This is a genomic window from Pantoea sp. ICBG 828 (assembly GCF_002928355.1).
GTDB lineage: Bacteria > Pseudomonadota > Gammaproteobacteria > Enterobacterales > Enterobacteriaceae > Pantoea > Pantoea dispersa.
In genome coordinates, this window is sequence record NZ_POWN01000004.1 from 234,727 (window position 1) to 250,775 (window position 16,049).

General features: G+C 56.1%; 10 protein-coding genes. 3 read left to right on the forward strand and 7 right to left on the reverse strand.

Annotation, left to right across the window (positions count from 1 at the left end; translation table 11 throughout):
• Positions 1-48: 48 nt before the first annotated feature.
• Positions 49-2,397, reverse strand: coding sequence for an Ig-like domain-containing protein (locus tag C1Y43_RS11605; RefSeq protein WP_104188284.1), 2,349 nt, complete (start codon positions 2,395-2,397; stop codon positions 49-51).
• Between the two features lie 221 nt (positions 2,398-2,618).
• Complete coding sequence (locus C1Y43_RS11610) at positions 2,619-4,871, reverse strand: Ig-like domain-containing protein (RefSeq protein WP_104188286.1); 2,253 nt, start codon at positions 4,869-4,871, stop codon at positions 2,619-2,621.
• A 207-nt stretch (positions 4,872-5,078) separates the two neighbouring features.
• Between C1Y43_RS11610 and C1Y43_RS11620 the strand changes: the two genes are divergently transcribed.
• Positions 5,079-6,509 carry a PLP-dependent aminotransferase family protein gene (locus C1Y43_RS11620; protein WP_021506715.1) on the forward strand — a complete coding sequence of 477 codons (1,431 nt, stop codon included), beginning with the start codon at positions 5,079-5,081 and terminating at the stop codon, positions 6,507-6,509.
• 12 nt (positions 6,510-6,521) lie between these two features.
• On the opposite strand, the gene C1Y43_RS11625 is transcribed toward C1Y43_RS11620, so the two are convergent.
• From C1Y43_RS11625 to pepA, 4 genes are all read right to left on the reverse strand, one after another.
• The gene (locus C1Y43_RS11625; RefSeq protein ID WP_021506716.1) at positions 6,522-7,028 is read right to left on the reverse strand and encodes a GNAT family N-acetyltransferase; all 507 of its coding nucleotides are present in this window, start codon (positions 7,026-7,028) and stop codon (positions 6,522-6,524) included.
• 63 nt (positions 7,029-7,091) lie between these two features.
• Entirely contained in the window at positions 7,092-9,947 is a 2,856-nt protein-coding gene (locus C1Y43_RS11630; protein WP_021506717.1) for a valine--tRNA ligase, read from the reverse strand.
• Between the two features lie 5 nt (positions 9,948-9,952).
• Positions 9,953-10,411, reverse strand: a complete 459-nt coding sequence (locus C1Y43_RS11635) for a DNA polymerase III subunit chi (protein ID WP_021506718.1) — start codon at positions 10,409-10,411, stop codon at positions 9,953-9,955.
• Positions 10,412-10,672: 261 nt separating this feature from the next.
• Positions 10,673-12,184, reverse strand: a complete 1,512-nt coding sequence (gene pepA / locus C1Y43_RS11640) for a leucyl aminopeptidase (RefSeq protein ID WP_021506719.1) — start codon at positions 12,182-12,184, stop codon at positions 10,673-10,675.
• Between the two features lie 267 nt (positions 12,185-12,451).
• Here pepA and lptF point away from each other — a divergent pair, with 267 nt between their 5' ends.
• Together lptF and lptG are read left to right on the forward strand one after the other, a co-directional pair.
• Positions 12,452-13,552: an LPS export ABC transporter permease LptF gene (lptF, locus tag C1Y43_RS11645; protein ID WP_031279533.1), complete on the forward strand. Its 1,101-nt coding sequence runs from the start codon at positions 12,452-12,454 to the stop codon at positions 13,550-13,552.
• On the forward strand, positions 13,552-14,628 hold the full coding sequence (gene lptG, locus C1Y43_RS11650) for an LPS export ABC transporter permease LptG (protein ID WP_021506721.1): 1,077 nt from the start codon (positions 13,552-13,554) through the stop codon (positions 14,626-14,628). Before lptF ends, lptG begins: the two co-directional genes overlap by 1 nt.
• A 133-nt stretch (positions 14,629-14,761) precedes the next feature.
• On the opposite strand, the gene C1Y43_RS11655 is transcribed toward lptG, so the two are convergent.
• Entirely contained in the window at positions 14,762-16,039 is a 1,278-nt protein-coding gene (locus C1Y43_RS11655) for a DUF445 domain-containing protein (protein ID WP_021506722.1), read from the reverse strand.
• Positions 16,040-16,049: the final 10 nt, after the last annotated feature.

The following is a 16,049-nucleotide window of genomic DNA, read 5'->3' on the forward strand; positions in this document are numbered from 1 at the left end:
CTGCTACGGCTTTTACCTCAAACTCACCTAAAAAGAAGGAGAAAAAACTTACACCAGCTCGACTTTCACCCCTTCCTGCACCAGCAATTCAGCATCGCTACCGTTGTGGGAATAGACTTCATACTGCACGCCAGCGATGGTAACGGTACCGGTTTGTTGGGTCCAACTGGTTAATGCTGCGTCTTCTGGCAGTATGTCATGAAGCTGGATAGTATCGCCTTTTTTACCCGTTATCATTAGCTGGGTATGATTATCATCAATGAAAATATTCATATCTCCCTTTTGCAAAACGTAATCTTTATCTATTTTGTATATGATATCTTGAGTATCAAAAGAATGTTGTTTGTCCAGGGTTTGATAGGATTTGATATTTGTGTTGAGGTGGTTTTCTTCCTGACTTTCATTTCCAATTGTCAAGGTCTTGTTTTTGTAATCAATCGCACTGTAAGTAAAATTATCAATATCAAAACCCTGAACTTCTTGGTCTATTGATAACTCAAAATGACTTATTAACTTTCCTTCAGGAGCAGAATACGAGTATTTACTCCATGAGTAATTGGTGATTTTTTCTGTTTTTATTATGTTGTTGTACTGATCGTAAATTATTATTGTGGCTGGGCTATAGCTGTTTTCGATACCATAGGTATCAAAGGATATCTTGTTTGTCAGGTAATCGAGGTCAACACTCATTTTTGCTGACGTGCGATAAGCATAGGTTCCTAGATGCAAATGCCGTGAATTAAGCTCATCGGTTATTCTGCTTCTATCTCCGCTGAATGTAATGGTGGCACCATTTATTACTAACAAAGAGTCAGATATGTCCTTAGCTGCGAATTTGCTGAAGTTTTCCGTGAAAGTCTGATTGTAAATATCTGACTGGATATTTAAATTGAATATTTTTGAGGGGGTTTCACTATCACTTTTTTTTGCAATAAACTGCCATTCACCTTTAGTCAGTTGGTGTGGCGGAGTAAAAGACCATTTTCCTGCATGGTCAGTCTGGACTGAGTAACCTGTTTGCCAGGCGCCGCCGGCAGAGCGATATTCAATATATACGGTCGAATTCGCTTCGGCTGAGCCACGTATTTCAGGAGTGGAGTCGTCAGTGATTGATCCCGAATTAAGGCTGCCGGTTATTTTTCCTTCATTATCAAACGCACTGGTAATTTGTGGTGTCAACCCCGTTTCACTGGCTATCGTCAATGCAAAATCGCTGCTGCTGTTATGCGTTTTAGCATTATCACTGGCCGAGAACTGGTAGCTGCCCGGTGAGATGCGATCGGTTTCATACGCCCAGTTGCCGTCAGCGCCAGCCTGCACGCTACCCAGCAATTCCCAGCTTCCCAGCGCGTTGCGGAAGTGGATATAGACAAGGCTGTTCGCCTCCGCGCGACCGTTCAGCGTTGGCGTACGGTCATCGGTGATGGCGCCATTGTGTAACAGACCGGTATTGATGCCGAAATCATCCCACGCATGGGTAATAGAGAGTTCGCTCTGCGGCGTTAAATCGATCTCCAGCGTGAATTCATCGGTCCAGCCGCTGCCGGCGTAAGCACGGAACTCCCAGTTGCCTTCACCCAGTGCTTTATCCGGCGTCCAGCTCCACTCGGTGCCGCTCAGCGTGGCGTAGCCGCCGTCAACCCACTGGCCGTTCACGTCCCGGTACTGGACCAGCACGTTGCTGCCGGCTGGCGCAGTACCGCGCAGCGTTGGCGTGGCGTCATCGGTCAGCGCGCCGTTTAGCAGCTTGCCCTGTGCAGCACCGGCGTCATCCAGCGCGTGGGTGATTTCCACCTTGCCGGGAACCGGGACTGCAGAGTCATCGGCGACGGTCAGCGTAAATGTCTCGGATGGCTGACTGACGTAGCCACGGCCATCGGTGGCGGTGACATACAGTGAATGCTCACCGTCAGCCAGCGTCGGGGTAATTTCCCAGTAGCCGTTGCTATTAGCTTTAACGCTGCCAATCAGCTGGTTCTGCGCATTGTACAGGCGAACGATGCTGTCCGGCTCGGCCACACCCTTCAGGGTCGGCGTGCGGTCATCGGTCTGCTGGCCGGAACTCACCGGACCGGTTTTATTACCCGCATTGTCATCGACACCAATAATCAGCGGCTGGTCCGGCGCGGTAAGGTCGACGTTTACGATAAACAGCGAAGGGGCACCGACGTTGCCAGCGCGGTCAATGGTACGTACGGAGAGATTATGCGGCCCTTCAGCCAGCGGAAACGGCGGCTGCCAGCTCCAGCTGCCGTTAGCGGCGATGGTGACGGTATAGACGGTACTGTCCATCACAATTTCCATGATGCCGCCGGCTTCTGATGGCGTGGAGCCGCTAAAAGTACGTTGCGGATCGGTGGTCCAGAGTTGTTTTGCGTTGGTGAGTGCTGTGCTCATGAGCTTATCCTGTTAAGTAATAATCACTGTCCTGGTGGATCTGGCCGCATCAAACGGCAGATGGCGATTATTAGTTGATCGGATAATTCTCCCAACGAGAAAGGTCTTGAAGGAAAACTGGCGGCGGTGATGGTTGTGAAAGGTAAAACCAGCTAAATGAAAGCAGCAAACCACACCAGAAAAAAGTGTGGTCTGCATGGGATCGTTGAGTGAATTGTGGATTAAATCAGCTCGACTTTCACCCCTTCCTGCACCAGCAGTTCAGCATCGCCGTGATTATAAACCTGGTAATGAATGCCAGCGACAGTGACGCTGCCGTTCAGCTGCGACCAGCTGGCAGAAATATCCGTGCCCGGGATTAAATCTGTCAATTTAACGGTGTCGTCTTTATCACCCATAATCACGAACTGTGTTTTGTCGTCATTAATAAACAGACTTTTTTCGCCATGCTGTAATAAATTTTCTGCGTTTAGGGTAAGTATTCCTGCAGTGCTATTATCCATGTTGATGACGGAAGAATCACCAGGTCTCACCGGCAGGTTTGCCAAATCCAGACAGGTAACGTCGTCAACGATGACGTCGCCGGGAAGAGTGTTCTCATGCTCTGCACTCTTAACCGCCTTATCAGCACCCAGTTCGATAACAAATTTGCCCGTCCAGTCACTTTTATTGATACCGTTGGTACTGCGGGCATGGTAAACCCAAATGCCATTGCTGCTTAGTTCGGGTGAGACCATTGACCAGTTACCGTTAGCATCTACTTTCGTACTGCCCGCTGATTTCCAGGATTCGTATTGTTTACCATACTCAATTTCGATAATTGCACCGGGTACGCCTTTTCCCGTCAGCGTCGGCGTTTTATCGTCGGTCCTGCCATTGTGTTGAATATCCCCCTGGACTGAGCCGACATTATCCACTGCATGAGTAATTTCAGGGGCGTTATCGGCCTCATCACCCACGTTCAGGATAAAGGTTTTACTCCAGTCACTTTTACCGACGCCGTTAGTACTACGTGAACGATATTCCCAGATACCGTCACTGGTTAATTGCGGCGTAAATTTCCAGTTGCCACTGGCATCCACCACCACGCTATCAACCATTGACCATCGATTTGTGGATAACCCATATTGGATTTCAATCACAGCGCCTGGGGCGCCGGTCCCCTGCAGCGTCGGAGTTTTATCGTCAGTCAGACTACCATTGCTTAGTTTACCCGTGACTGATCCTGTATCGTCAGTCGCTTGAGTGATTGACGGCGCTTTATCCGCGTCAGCAGAGAAATTCAGGACAAATTTTGGCGTCCAGCTACTTTTGCTCGCGCCATCATCTGTGCAGGCTCTATATCCCCACTGACCATTACCGCTAAGCTGCGGCGAAACCAGTAACCAGTTGCCATCAGCATCAACCACGGCGCTGCCCGCACTTTTCCAGCTCCCATTGGCAAGAGCATATTCAACAAGAATGAGGGAGTGAGGTACGCCTTTTCCCATCAGCGTTGGGGTTTTATCGTCAGTGATGGCACCTGTTGTCAGCTGTCCGGTGCTGGCGCCGTTGTCGTCCAGTGCATAGGTGATTTGTGGCTGGAGATCGATTTTGAGCGTGAACTCATCCGTCCAGCCGCTACCGCTATTGGCACGAAACTGCCATTCGCCCTGACCCAGTCCAGGATTGGGCGTCCAGCTCCAGTTATCACCAGTCAGGCTGGCAAGTCCGCCATCGATCCATTTGCCGTTAGCAAGACGATACTGCATACGGACTTCACTGTCTGCTGGTGCACTACCGTGCAGGGTCGGTGTGTAGTCGATAGTTACCGCACCATTTTTCAAATTTACCGGCGCGCTACCGGTGTCATCGATCGCATCCTTAATTTCTGTTTTAGCTGAAACGGGTGGGGCATCATCAGCAATAGTTAGCTGAAAAGGATGGGATGCCTCGCTCTCATGACCGCGGCCGTCCGTTGCCTTGACGTAAAATGTGTGTGTACCTTCAGCCAGCGTGGGCGTGATTTCCCAGTAGCCATTACTGTTAGTCTTTACGCTGCCAATCACCTCATTTTTTGCGTTGTAAAGATGAACCAGGCTATCGGGTTCCGCGATGCCACGCAGGGTTGGCGTGCGATCGTCACTTTGCTGACCGGAACCGATTAACCCGGTTGCTGCGCCGTTATCATCCAGCGCATTAATGATGATCGGCTGGTCCGGTGCGGTAAGGTCGACGTTTACGATAAACAGCGATGGCGCACCGACGTTGCCGGCGCGGTCAATGGTCCGCACGGAAAGGTTGTGCGGGCCTTCAGCCAGCGGAAACGGCGGCTGCCAGCTCCAGCTGCCATTAGCGGCAATGGAGACGGTATAGACGGTACTGTCCATCACAATTTCCATGATGCCGCCGGCTTCTGATGGCGCGGAGCCGCTAAAGGTGCGTTGCGGATCGGTGGTCCAGAGTTGTTTTGCGTTGGTGAGTGCTGTGCTCATGATTATTCCTGCTTAATAATTAACGTCCTGGTGAAACTGTCCAAATCAAACGACAGGCGGCGATTATTAGTTGATCGGATAATTCTCCCAACGAGAACGGTCTTGAAGGAAAACTGGCGGCGCGCGGGGAAAAGGACACGGATTTTTAGCCGCAGCAATGGCTGGCAGGCTATACTGGCGCGCACGCAGGTCGCAGGGAATGGAGCCATGGCCAAATACCAGCAGCTGGTAGATCAGCTACGTACGCAAATCGAAGCACGCATCTGGCCGCCGGGTGAAAAGCTGCCGTCGCTGCGCCAGCAGGCGGAGCAGAGCGGGTTAAGCCTGATGACGGTGATGCACGCTTACGAAGTGCTGGAGAGCCAGGGCTGGATTGTGTCGAAGCCGCAGTCGGGCTATTACGTGGCACCGCGCGCGGCGGAGAGCCGTCCGCGTTTGCCAACCCAGGCAATCGCTAAAACCGATCAGGCCGATACCAACAGCTTCGTGTTTGACGTGCTGCAGGCGACGCGCGATCCGGCCATCATGCCGTTTGGTTCTGCTTTCCCCGATCCGGAACTGTTTCCCCAGCGCCAGCTGATGCGCTCGCTGGTGAAGGTCTCGCACAATCTTAAACCCACCGATGCCCTGAATAATCTGCCGCCCGGTAATGAAGCGCTGCGAAAAATCCTCGCCCAGCGTTATGCGCAGCAGGGCATTACGCTGTCGCCGGATGACATCGTCATTACTAACGGTGCGATGGAAGCGCTGAACCTCAGCCTGCAGGCGGTGACCGAACCGGGCGACTGGGTGGTGATTGAGAACCCTTCCTTCTATGGCGCGTTGCAGGCGATTGAACGGCTTAAGCTGAACGCGATTGCTATCGCCAGCGATGTGGAGCAGGGCATCGATCTGGATGAGCTGGAGCAGGCGCTGCAGCGCTGGCCGGTGAAAGCCTGCTGGCTGATGACCAACCGGCAGAATCCGCTCGGCTTTACCCTCAGCGCCGGGCGCAAACAGCAGCTGGTGGCACTGCTGACGCGTTATCAGGTGGCGATGATAGAGGACGACGTCTACAGCGACCTGTATCACGGCCACGATAAGCCGTTGCCGGCCAGAGCGTTCGACCGCGAGGGTTACGTGCTGCACTGCGGCAGCTTTTCGAAAAATCTGGTGGCGGGATTTCGCGTGGGCTGGGTCGCGGCGGGGCGCTATGCGCAGCGCGTGCAGCGCATTCAGATGATGAGTACGCTCTCGACCAGCGCGCCGATGCAGCTGGCGCTGGCGGATTTTCTCAGCACCCGCAGCTACGATACGCATCTGAAAAAGCTGCGTCAGACGCTGGCGAAGCGCAAACAGCTGGCACAGCAGGCGCTGCGCCGCGTGCTGCCCGCCGAGGCGCACATCAGCGATACGCCCGGAGGCTACTTTTTGTGGATTACCTTGCCGGAGCAGATTAACGCCACGCAGCTGTATCATCTGGCGCTGCAGCAGGGCATCAGTATTGCGCCGGGCCAGCTGTTTTCCAGCAGCGAGAGTTTCAGCCACTGCTTCCGCTTCAACACCGCCTGGCCATGGGATGCACGCGCCGAGGCGGCGGTGGAGACGCTGGGAGCGTTAATTGGTCAGCTGGCGCAGGGCGTTGCGGTAGAGAAGTGAGTGGTTTTTCCCTCACAACACCCGCAGCATTCTCACTTCGCAATCCACGTGGCCGGTACAGCCCATCGCGTCCTCAATCTGTTCAAAGCCCAGCGACTGATAGAGCTTAATGGCGCGCGTCAGGCTGCCGGTGGTCTCAAGGTAGCAGCGCCGGAACCCGCGCTGGCGGGCAAAATCCATTGCGCGCAGCGCCAGTTCGCGCGCTAAACCCAGCCCGCGCACCGACGGCAGGAAATACATCTTCTGCAACTCACAGATATCCGGTGTGCTGCAGGCGAGCGGTGCCACGCCGCCGCCGCCGACCACCTGACCCTCATGCTCCACGATCCAGTAAGCGCTGTCCGCTGCACTGTACAGCTCAAACAACCGATCGAGCTGCGGGTCGGACACGGTATAACCTTTATCCGCCGTCAGGCCAAACTCGGCGGAGACATCGCGGATCACCTGCGCAATCCGCGGATTATCGGCGGCGACAATCGGGCGCACCTGCAGGTTAAGTGGCGTGGCGGTGGTCATCATAATCTTCCGATAGAAAAAAGCCGGGCAGTGCCCGGCTTCGATTAAGCGTCAGGACTGAAGCGCTTACAATGCCGCAATCACGCCCTGCTGTTCAATCAGTTTTGCTTTTGATTGCTCCAGCTCGGCTACGCGCTCGCGCTCTTTCGCCACCACCGCTTCCGGTGCGCGCGATACAAAGCCTTCGTTAGCCAGTTTGGTCTGAATCTTCTCGATCTCGACATCCAGCTTCACCAGCTCTTTTGCCAGACGCTCCAGCTCGGCTTCCTTGTTGACCAGATCTGCCATCGGGATCAGCAGCTCTGCGCCATCAACAATCTTGGTCACCGAGACCGGACCTTTCTCGCCGGCTGGCAGAATGGTCAGGCTCTCCAGACGCGCCAGGCGCGACAGGAAGTTGCGGTTCTCTTCAACACGACGCTGCGCCGCCGGCGAGCAGTCGCGCAGCAGCACGTCGAGCGGCTTGCTTGGCGCGATGTTCATTTCGGCACGGATATTACGCACCGCCACAATCGCCTGCTTCATCCACTCGATATCGGCCTTCGCTTCCGCGTCTTCCTTCGCCGCGTCATACTGCGGGAACGGCTGCAGCATGATGGTATCGTGATCGATGCTCTTCAGCACTTTCACGCGCTGCCAGATGGTCTCGGTAATGAACGGGATGATCGGATGCGCCAGGCGCAGCAACGCTTCCAGCACCGTCACCAGCGTGTTGCGCGTGCCGCGCAGCTCCGCTTCGCTGCCGCTGTTCATCACCGGCTTGGTCAGCTCCAGATACCAGTCACAGAACTGGTTCCAGGTGAAGTCGTACAGAATGTTGGCAGCGATATCAAAGCGATAGCTATCCAGCGCTTCACGGTACGCTTTCACGGTGCTGTTGAATTCCGTCAGGATCCAGCGATCCGCCAGTGACAGCTTCAGCTCGCCGCCGTTCTGGCCGCAATCCTGATCTTCGGTGTTCATCAGCACGAAGCGGCTGGCGTTCCACAGCTTGTTACAGAAGTTGCGGTAGCCTTCCAGGCGCTTCATATCCCAGTTGATGTCACGACCGGTGGACGCCAGCGCGGCGAGGGTGAAGCGCAGCGCATCGGTGCCGGAAGGCACGATACCGTCCGGGAACTGCTTCTCGGTGCGTTTGCGAATCTTCTCAGCCAGCTGCGGCTGCATCATGTTACCGGTGCGTTTCTCCAGCAGATCTTCCAGCGAAATGCCGTCCACCATATCCAGCGGATCGATGACGTTGCCTTTCGACTTGGACATCTTCTGGCCTTCTTCATCGCGGATCAAACCAGTCATGTAGACGGTTTTAAACGGAACCTGCGGCTTGCCGTTCTCATCTTTGATGAAGTGCATGGTCAGCATGATCATGCGCGCAATCCAGAAGAAGATGATGTCGAAGCCGCTCACCAGCACGCTGGTAGGATGGAAGGTGCGCAGCGCTTCGGTATTCTCCGGCCAGCCCAGCGTAGAGAATGTCCACAGGCCGGAAGAGAACCAGGTATCAAGCACGTCGTCATCCTGGCGCAGCGTCACGTCGGCGGCCAGATTGTTTTCCTGACGCACTTCTTCTTCGCTGCGTCCGACATAGACGTTACCGTTGTTGTCGTACCAGGCCGGAATGCGGTGACCCCACCACAGCTGACGCGAGATGCACCAGTCCTGGATGTCGCGCATCCACGAGAAGTACATGTTTTCGTACTGCTTCGGCACAAACTGAATGTCGCCGTTTTCTACCGCTTCCACCGCGACTTTCGCCAGCGGGGCCGTGCGCACGTACCACTGATCGGTCAGCATCGGCTCGATCACCACGCCGCCGCGGTCGCCGTACGGCACCGTCAGATCGTGTGGTTTGATTTCGTCGAGCAGGCCGAGCTCGTCAACCGCCGCAACAATCGCTTTACGCGCGGCAAAACGCTCCATCTTCTGGAACTGCGGCGGAATTTCATCGGAACAGGCATCGCTGACTTCACCGTTGGTGTCGAACACTTCCGCACGCTCGCGGATGTCGCCATCAAAGGTCAGGATGTTGATCATCGGCAGCTTGTGACGACGGCCCACTTCGTAGTCGTTGAAGTCGTGCGCCGGGGTGATCTTCACGCAGCCGGTGCCTTTCTCCATATCGGCGTGTTCGTCGCCGACGATCGGAATACGACGGTTCACCAGCGGCAGGATCACTTCTTTGCCGATCAGATCTTTATAACGCGGATCTTCCGGGTTGACCGCCACGCCGGTATCGCCCAGCAGGGTTTCCGGACGGGTGGTGGCCACCACCAGGTAATCTTTGCCTTCGGCAGTTTTCACGCCGTCCGCCAGCGGATAGCGAATGTGCCACATTGAGCCTTTGCTCTCGCGGTTTTCCACTTCGAGATCAGAGATCGCCGTGCGCAGTTTCGGGTCCCAGTTCACCAGGCGCTTGCCACGGTAAATCAGGTTTTCTTTGTACAGACGGACGAAGACTTCTTTCACCGCGTTGGACAGGCCTTCATCCATGGTGAAGCGCTCGCGCTCCCAGTCAACCGAGTTGCCAAGGCGACGCATCTGACGGGTGATGGTGCCGCCGGATTCAGCCTTCCACTGCCAGATTTTTTCGATAAAGGCGTCACGACCGTAATCCTGACGCGTTTTGCCCTCTTCAGCGGCGATCTTGCGCTCAACCACCATCTGGGTGGCGATACCGGCGTGGTCCGTACCTGCCTGCCACAGGGTGTTTTTACCCTGCATGCGCTGGTAGCGGATCATGGTATCCATGATGGTTTGCTGGAAGGCGTGACCCATATGCAAGCTACCGGTGACGTTCGGCGGCGGGATCATGATGCAAAAGCTTTCCTGGCTGGTATCGCCATTCGGTTTGAAGTAGCCCTGCTGTTCCCAGTGCTCGTAGAGCGGCTGCTCGATATCTTGCGGGTTATATGTCTTTTCCATATCTGCTATGTCGTTTGCGGCGGGGGTGGCGTCGCCGTATTCAATTGGAAACCAACGCTGCGATACGCTTTATAGCGGTCACGCGCCAGTTGTTTCAGGGATTCTTCATAAGGTACGAAGTCTATCACTTCATGGAAACCGGTAGCAAAATCTGCAAACTGCGGCAGCAGGCTGATCAGCAGATCGCGCGGCGCACTGCCGCGTCGCTGCGGCCAGGCCAGCTCAACCGGCGCGCCGTAGCGCGGGCCTTCGCCGGCCAGGTTGTGCGGCACAAAGGCGTTGGCCGGACGCTGCCACAGTGCTTCATCCAGCCGATTGGCCTGCTGTTCATCTTCGCAGGCAATCAGGATGCGCTTACCGTCTCGCCAGCGGCTGGCGGCCAAATCGCACACCAGCGCTTCGATGGCGCTTAAGCCGTCGCTGGCGCTTTCAGACTCCATGACGAAGAAGGTGGCGTTTTTCATGGCAGGTTATTTCCATCAATGACAGTGGGGCGCATTGTGCGACAGTAAGATTGCGGCGTCCAATAATAAGGTCGCCATCAATGGCGACCTTACAAACCGTGCGGCTGATAATCAGGTCGCCGTGAACGGCAACCCTACACCGTAGGGTGCGCAGTGATACGTATCATCACACCCGTAGGGTGCGCATTCATGCGCACCGTTCCAATGGCCGCACGGCGTCAAACGCATTCATACGTACCGTTGCAGCATTCGCCCCGGCTCTTAATCGTCGCCGTTCAGGCCAGCGCGGTTCAGCAGGAACTGCGACAGCAGTGGCACCGGACGGCCGGTCGCGCCTTTGGCTTTACCGGAGCGCCAGGCGGTGCCGGCGATATCCAGGTGCGCCCAGTTAAACTTGCGCGCAAAGCGTGCCAGGAAGCAGGCGGCGGTAATTGCGCCGCCCGGCCGGCCACCGATGTTGGCCATATCGGCAAAGTTGGATTCCAGCTGCTCCTGATACTCATCGGCCATCGGCAGACGCCACGCGCGGTCGCCCGACTGCTCTGACGCGCTGATCAGCTCGTGCGCCAGCGGATTGTGGTTCGACATCAACCCGCTGACGTGATGGCCCAGCGCGATCACGCAGGCGCCGGTCAGGGTAGCGACGTCAATCACCACTTCCGGATCGAAGCGCTCGACGTAGGTCAGCGCATCGCACAGCACCAGGCGGCCCTCGGCATCGGTATTCAGCACTTCAACCGTCTGGCCAGACATAGTGGTCAGCACGTCGCCCGGACGCATCGCGCGTCCGTCCGGCATGTTTTCACAGCCCACCAGCACGCCGACCACGTTCAGCGGCAGATTCAGCTCCGCCACCATGCGCATCACGCCGTACACCGACGCCGCGCCGCACATGTCATATTTCATCTCATCCATCGCCTCGGCAGGCTTGATGGAGATGCCGCCGGAGTCAAAGGTCAGCCCTTTACCTACCAGCACGATAGGGCGCGCATCGGCGTCGCTGCTGCCTTTGTACTCAATCACCGACATCAGCGACTCATTGTGCGAACCGGCACCGACCGCCAGATAGGCGTTCATGCCCAGCTCTTTCATCTGCTGTTCGCCAATCACGCGGGTGGTAACGTTTTTGCTGTACGCATCGGCCAGCTGACGTGCCTGCGACGCCAGATACGCGGCGTTACAAATATTCGGCGGCATATTGCTCAGGTCTTTCGCCGCTTTGACGCCGGCGGCAACGGCCAGACCGTGCTGAATAGCGCGCTCACCGCTGGTCAGCTCACGGCGGGTCGGCACGTTGAACACCAGCTTGCGCAGCGGACGGCGCGGCTCAACTTTGTTGCTTTTCAGCTGGTCGAAGTTGTACAGCGCCTCTTTAGAGGTTTCTACCGCCTGGCGCACTTTCCAGTAGGTATTGCGCCCTTTAACGTGCAGTTCGGTCAGGAAGCACACCGCTTCCATTGAACCTGTGTCGTTCAGGGTATTGATGGTTTTCTGAATCACCTGTTTGTACTGGCGCTCATCCAGCTCACGCTCTTTACCACAGCCGATCAGCAGGATACGTTCGGACAGGATATTTGGCACATGGTGCAGCAGCAGCGTCTGGCCCACTTTGCCCTCCAGCTCACCGCGGCGCAGCAGCGCGCTGATGTAGCCATCGCTGATCTTATCCAGCTGCTCGGCAATCGGTGACAGACGACGCGGTTCGAAAACGCCAACCACAATGCAGGCGCTGCGCTGTTTTTCCGGGCTACCGCTTTTTACACTGAACTCCATGCACTCTCCTGAATCTTAAAGACAACGGCCTTAGCTGTCGTTAGAATGTAGCGCGTTCGTAACCCATTAATTTGTTGCGACGCCATGACAATTTAACGCCGGCGGCCATAATGAGTGGGGTGACAATGTGTTGTTTTTTCACCACCCTAACGCGTTCGTCATACTATTTTAGCTACCATGACGGCCATTGATGAAGAAAAATGGCTGATAAGCGTTGAAACTAGCGATTTTCCTGCAAAAAGACAAGTTTTCACAGGCGTACTAAGCGTGATCATCATTAGATATCTGGTTCGGGAAACGCTCAAAAGCCAGCTGGCTATCCTGTTCATCCTGCTACTTATCTTCTTTTGCCAGAAGTTAGTCAGGATTTTGGGTGCGGCGGTGGATGGCGAAATCCCAACAAATCTGGTTCTGACATTGTTAGGACTTGGCGTGCCTGAAATGGCACAACTTATCCTGCCCCTAAGCTTGTTTCTGGCGATTTTAATGACCCTTGGGCGGCTGTACACCGAAAGTGAAATTACGGTGATGCACGCCTGCGGGCTGGGTAAAGGCGTCCTGATTAAAGCGGCGATGATCCTGATGCTGTTCACCTCGCTGGTGGCGGCGGTCAACGTGATCTGGCTTGGCCCGTGGTCCTCGCGCTATCAGGATGAAGTGACACAAAATGCCAAAGCCAACCCGGGAGCGGCGGCGCTGGCGGCGGGGCAATTCCAGACCTCCAGCGACGGTAATACCGTGCTGTTCGTCGAAGACGTGAAGGGCAACAAATTCGGCAGCGTGTTCCTGGCGCAGCTGCGACCGAAGGGCAATGCACGGCCTTCGGTGGTGCTGGCCGACAGCGGTCACATGGAGCAGCACAAAGATGGCTCGCAGACCGTGACGCTGGACAAAGGCACGCGCTTTGAAGGCACGGCGCTGCTGCGTGACTTCCGTATTACCGACTTCGTCAATTATCAGGCGCTGGTGGGGTATAAAGAGGCGGTGCTCGATCCTAACGATGCCGATCAGGCCGATATCAGCACGCTGATAAAAACCAAAACGCCGCAGTTCCAGGCGGAGCTGCACTGGCGTCTGACGCTGGTGTTCGCTGTGCTGGTGATGGCGCTGATGGTGGTGCCGCTCAGCGTGGTTAACCCGCGCCAGGGCCGCGTGCTGTCGATGCTGCCGGCAATGCTGCTCTACCTGATCTTCTTCCTGCTGCAGAGCTCGCTGCGCTCCAACGCGGCGAAAGGCCGGTTTGATCCGGCGATCTGGATGTGGGTGGTCAACCTGGCGTATCTGGCGCTGGCGGTGGCGCTTAACGTATGGGATACCGTGCCGATGCGCCGTTTCCGCGCGCGCTTTAGCCGTGGAGGATCCGTGTGATGTTTAAGGTCCTTGACCGCTATATCGGCAAAACTATCTTTAACACCATCATGATGACGTTGTTCATGCTGGTGTCGCTGTCGGGCATCATTAAGTTCGTCGATCAGCTGCGTAAAACCGGGCAGGGCGCGTATACCGCGCTGGATGCCGGTTACTATACGCTGCTCAGCGTGCCGAAAGATATCGAGATCTTCTTCCCGATGGCGGCGCTGCTGGGCGCGCTGCTGGGGCTGGGCACGCTGGCGCAGCGCAGCGAACTGGTGGTGATGCAGGCCTCCGGCTTTACCCGTCTGCAGGTGGCGCTGGCGGTAATGAAAACCGCGATTCCGCTGGTGCTGCTGACCATGGCGGTGGGCGAGTTTGTCGCCCCGCAGGGCGAGCAGATGGCGCGTAACTACCGGGCGCAGCAGCTGTACGGCGGCTCGCTGGTTTCGACGCAAAACGGCCTGTGGGCGAAAGACGGCAACGATTTTATCTACATTGAGCGCATTAAAGGCGACAACGAGATCGACGGCGTCAGTATCTATCGCTTTACTGACCAGCGGCGTCTGCTGAGCGTGCGCTATGCCGCCACCGCGGTCTGGAATAAAGATCGTAAACTGTGGGAGCTGTCGCAGGTGGATGAGTCGGACCTGAAAGATCCGAAGCAGATTACCGGTTCACAGAGCCTGAGCGGTGAATGGAAAACCAATCTGACGCCAGACAAGCTGGGCGTGGTGGCGCTGGACCCGGACGCGCTGTCGATCAGCGGTCTGTATAACTACAGCAAATATCTCAAACAGAGCGGCCAGGAATCCGGGCGCTATCTGCTGAATATGTGGGGCAAAATCTTCCAGCCGCTGTCGGTGGCGGTGATGATGCTGATGGCGCTGTCGTTTATCTTTGGTCCGCTGCGTAGCGTATCGATGGGCGTGCGCGTGGTCACCGGCATTAGCTTTGGCTTCCTGTTCTACGTGCTGGATCAGATCTTCGGGCCACTGAGTCTGGTGTACGGTTTACCGCCGGTGCTGGGCGCGATTCTGCCAAGCGGCGCGTTCTTCGCCATCAGTTTGTACCTGTTGCTGAAACGGCGGTAGTGAGGGTTGCAGGGGCGCGATTCAGGACGCCCCTGTCATTCCCGCACCGTTACCGTAGGGTCGCCATTCATGGCGACCTTTTTTATACATGGCGACCTTTTTATTCATGGTAACCAGGTCGATGCCCGCACCGTTAGCGCAACGTCTGCAGCCAACCCGGCAGCTGCGACAGCAAAAACAGCACCAGGCCAATGGTACCGCCCACCAGCGTGCCGTTGATGCGGATAAACTGCAAATCACGACCAATGTTCAGCTCAATCTGTTGCGACATTTCGCGCGCATCCCAGCTTTTCACCGTATCGCTGATATGGCGGGTGAGAAACGCCGCAAACTCCGGCGCAACGCTACGCGCAGCGTCCTCCAGATGCTGATTCATTGAGGTACGCAGTGCTTCATCGGCGGCCAGCGTTTCGCCCAGCCACAGCGCCGCCAGCCGCACCCGCTCCTGCACGCGCGAATCGTCACTATTGAGGTCGCTCTTCAGCCAGCGGCGCAGGTCCTGCCACAGCTCGCCGATATAACGGTTAAACGACTCATCCTCTTTCAGCCAGTATTTGATGGTCTCAGCCCGTTCGGCCATCTCCGGATCGCTTTTCAGTCGCTCTATCAGGCGCTGTACCGCACGGTTAAAACCGAGGCGGAATTCGTGGCCCTGGTCGCGCGCCACTTCATCCAGAATCGAATCCACCGCGTTGGCGACCAGCTCGGCGCTGTGTTCGCCCAGCCATTCGGTCGGCAGCACTTTGGCTTTGATCGGATGTTCGCGTTTCAGCCAGCGCACAATCTGCAGCGCGATAAACTCGCGCGTGCCGGGTTTGTGCAGCAGACGCAGCAGTTGTTGCACAGCAGCGTCCAGCAGCTCCTGGTGGCGATTGTTTTTGGTCAGGCTGTCCAGCAGCAGCGCGCTGGACTGGGTCAGATCGACCTTATCCAGTGCGCGATGCACCGCGCGGCGCAAAAAGCGCTGAATACGCTGATCGTCAGTAAGATCGAGGAAACCGCGCATCACCTGCAGCAGATGGCGACCAATGCGATCGGCGTTGCCCGGCGTATTGAGCCACTGCGCCAGCAGCTGTGACGGATCGTGGCGGCGAATCAGTGCCAGCAGCGAATCGGTATCGAGAAACTTCTCCTGCACGAAGCGGCCAAGATTCTCGCCGATGCGATCTTTGTTGCGTGGAATGATTGCCGTATGGCGCGAGATGAACGGTACCGGCACGCGACGAAACAGCGCCACCACCGCAAACCAGTCGGCCAGCGCACCGACCATCGCCGCTTCGGCAATCGCCTTCAGCCCCAGCACCCAGAACGTGGGCGGCAGAAACAGCGTCACGACAAAGGTCGCGGCGGCAATCAGCAGCAGCGACAGGGCCAGACGCTTGCTCCGTTTTAATTGTTGATATTTATCCATATCACGATCA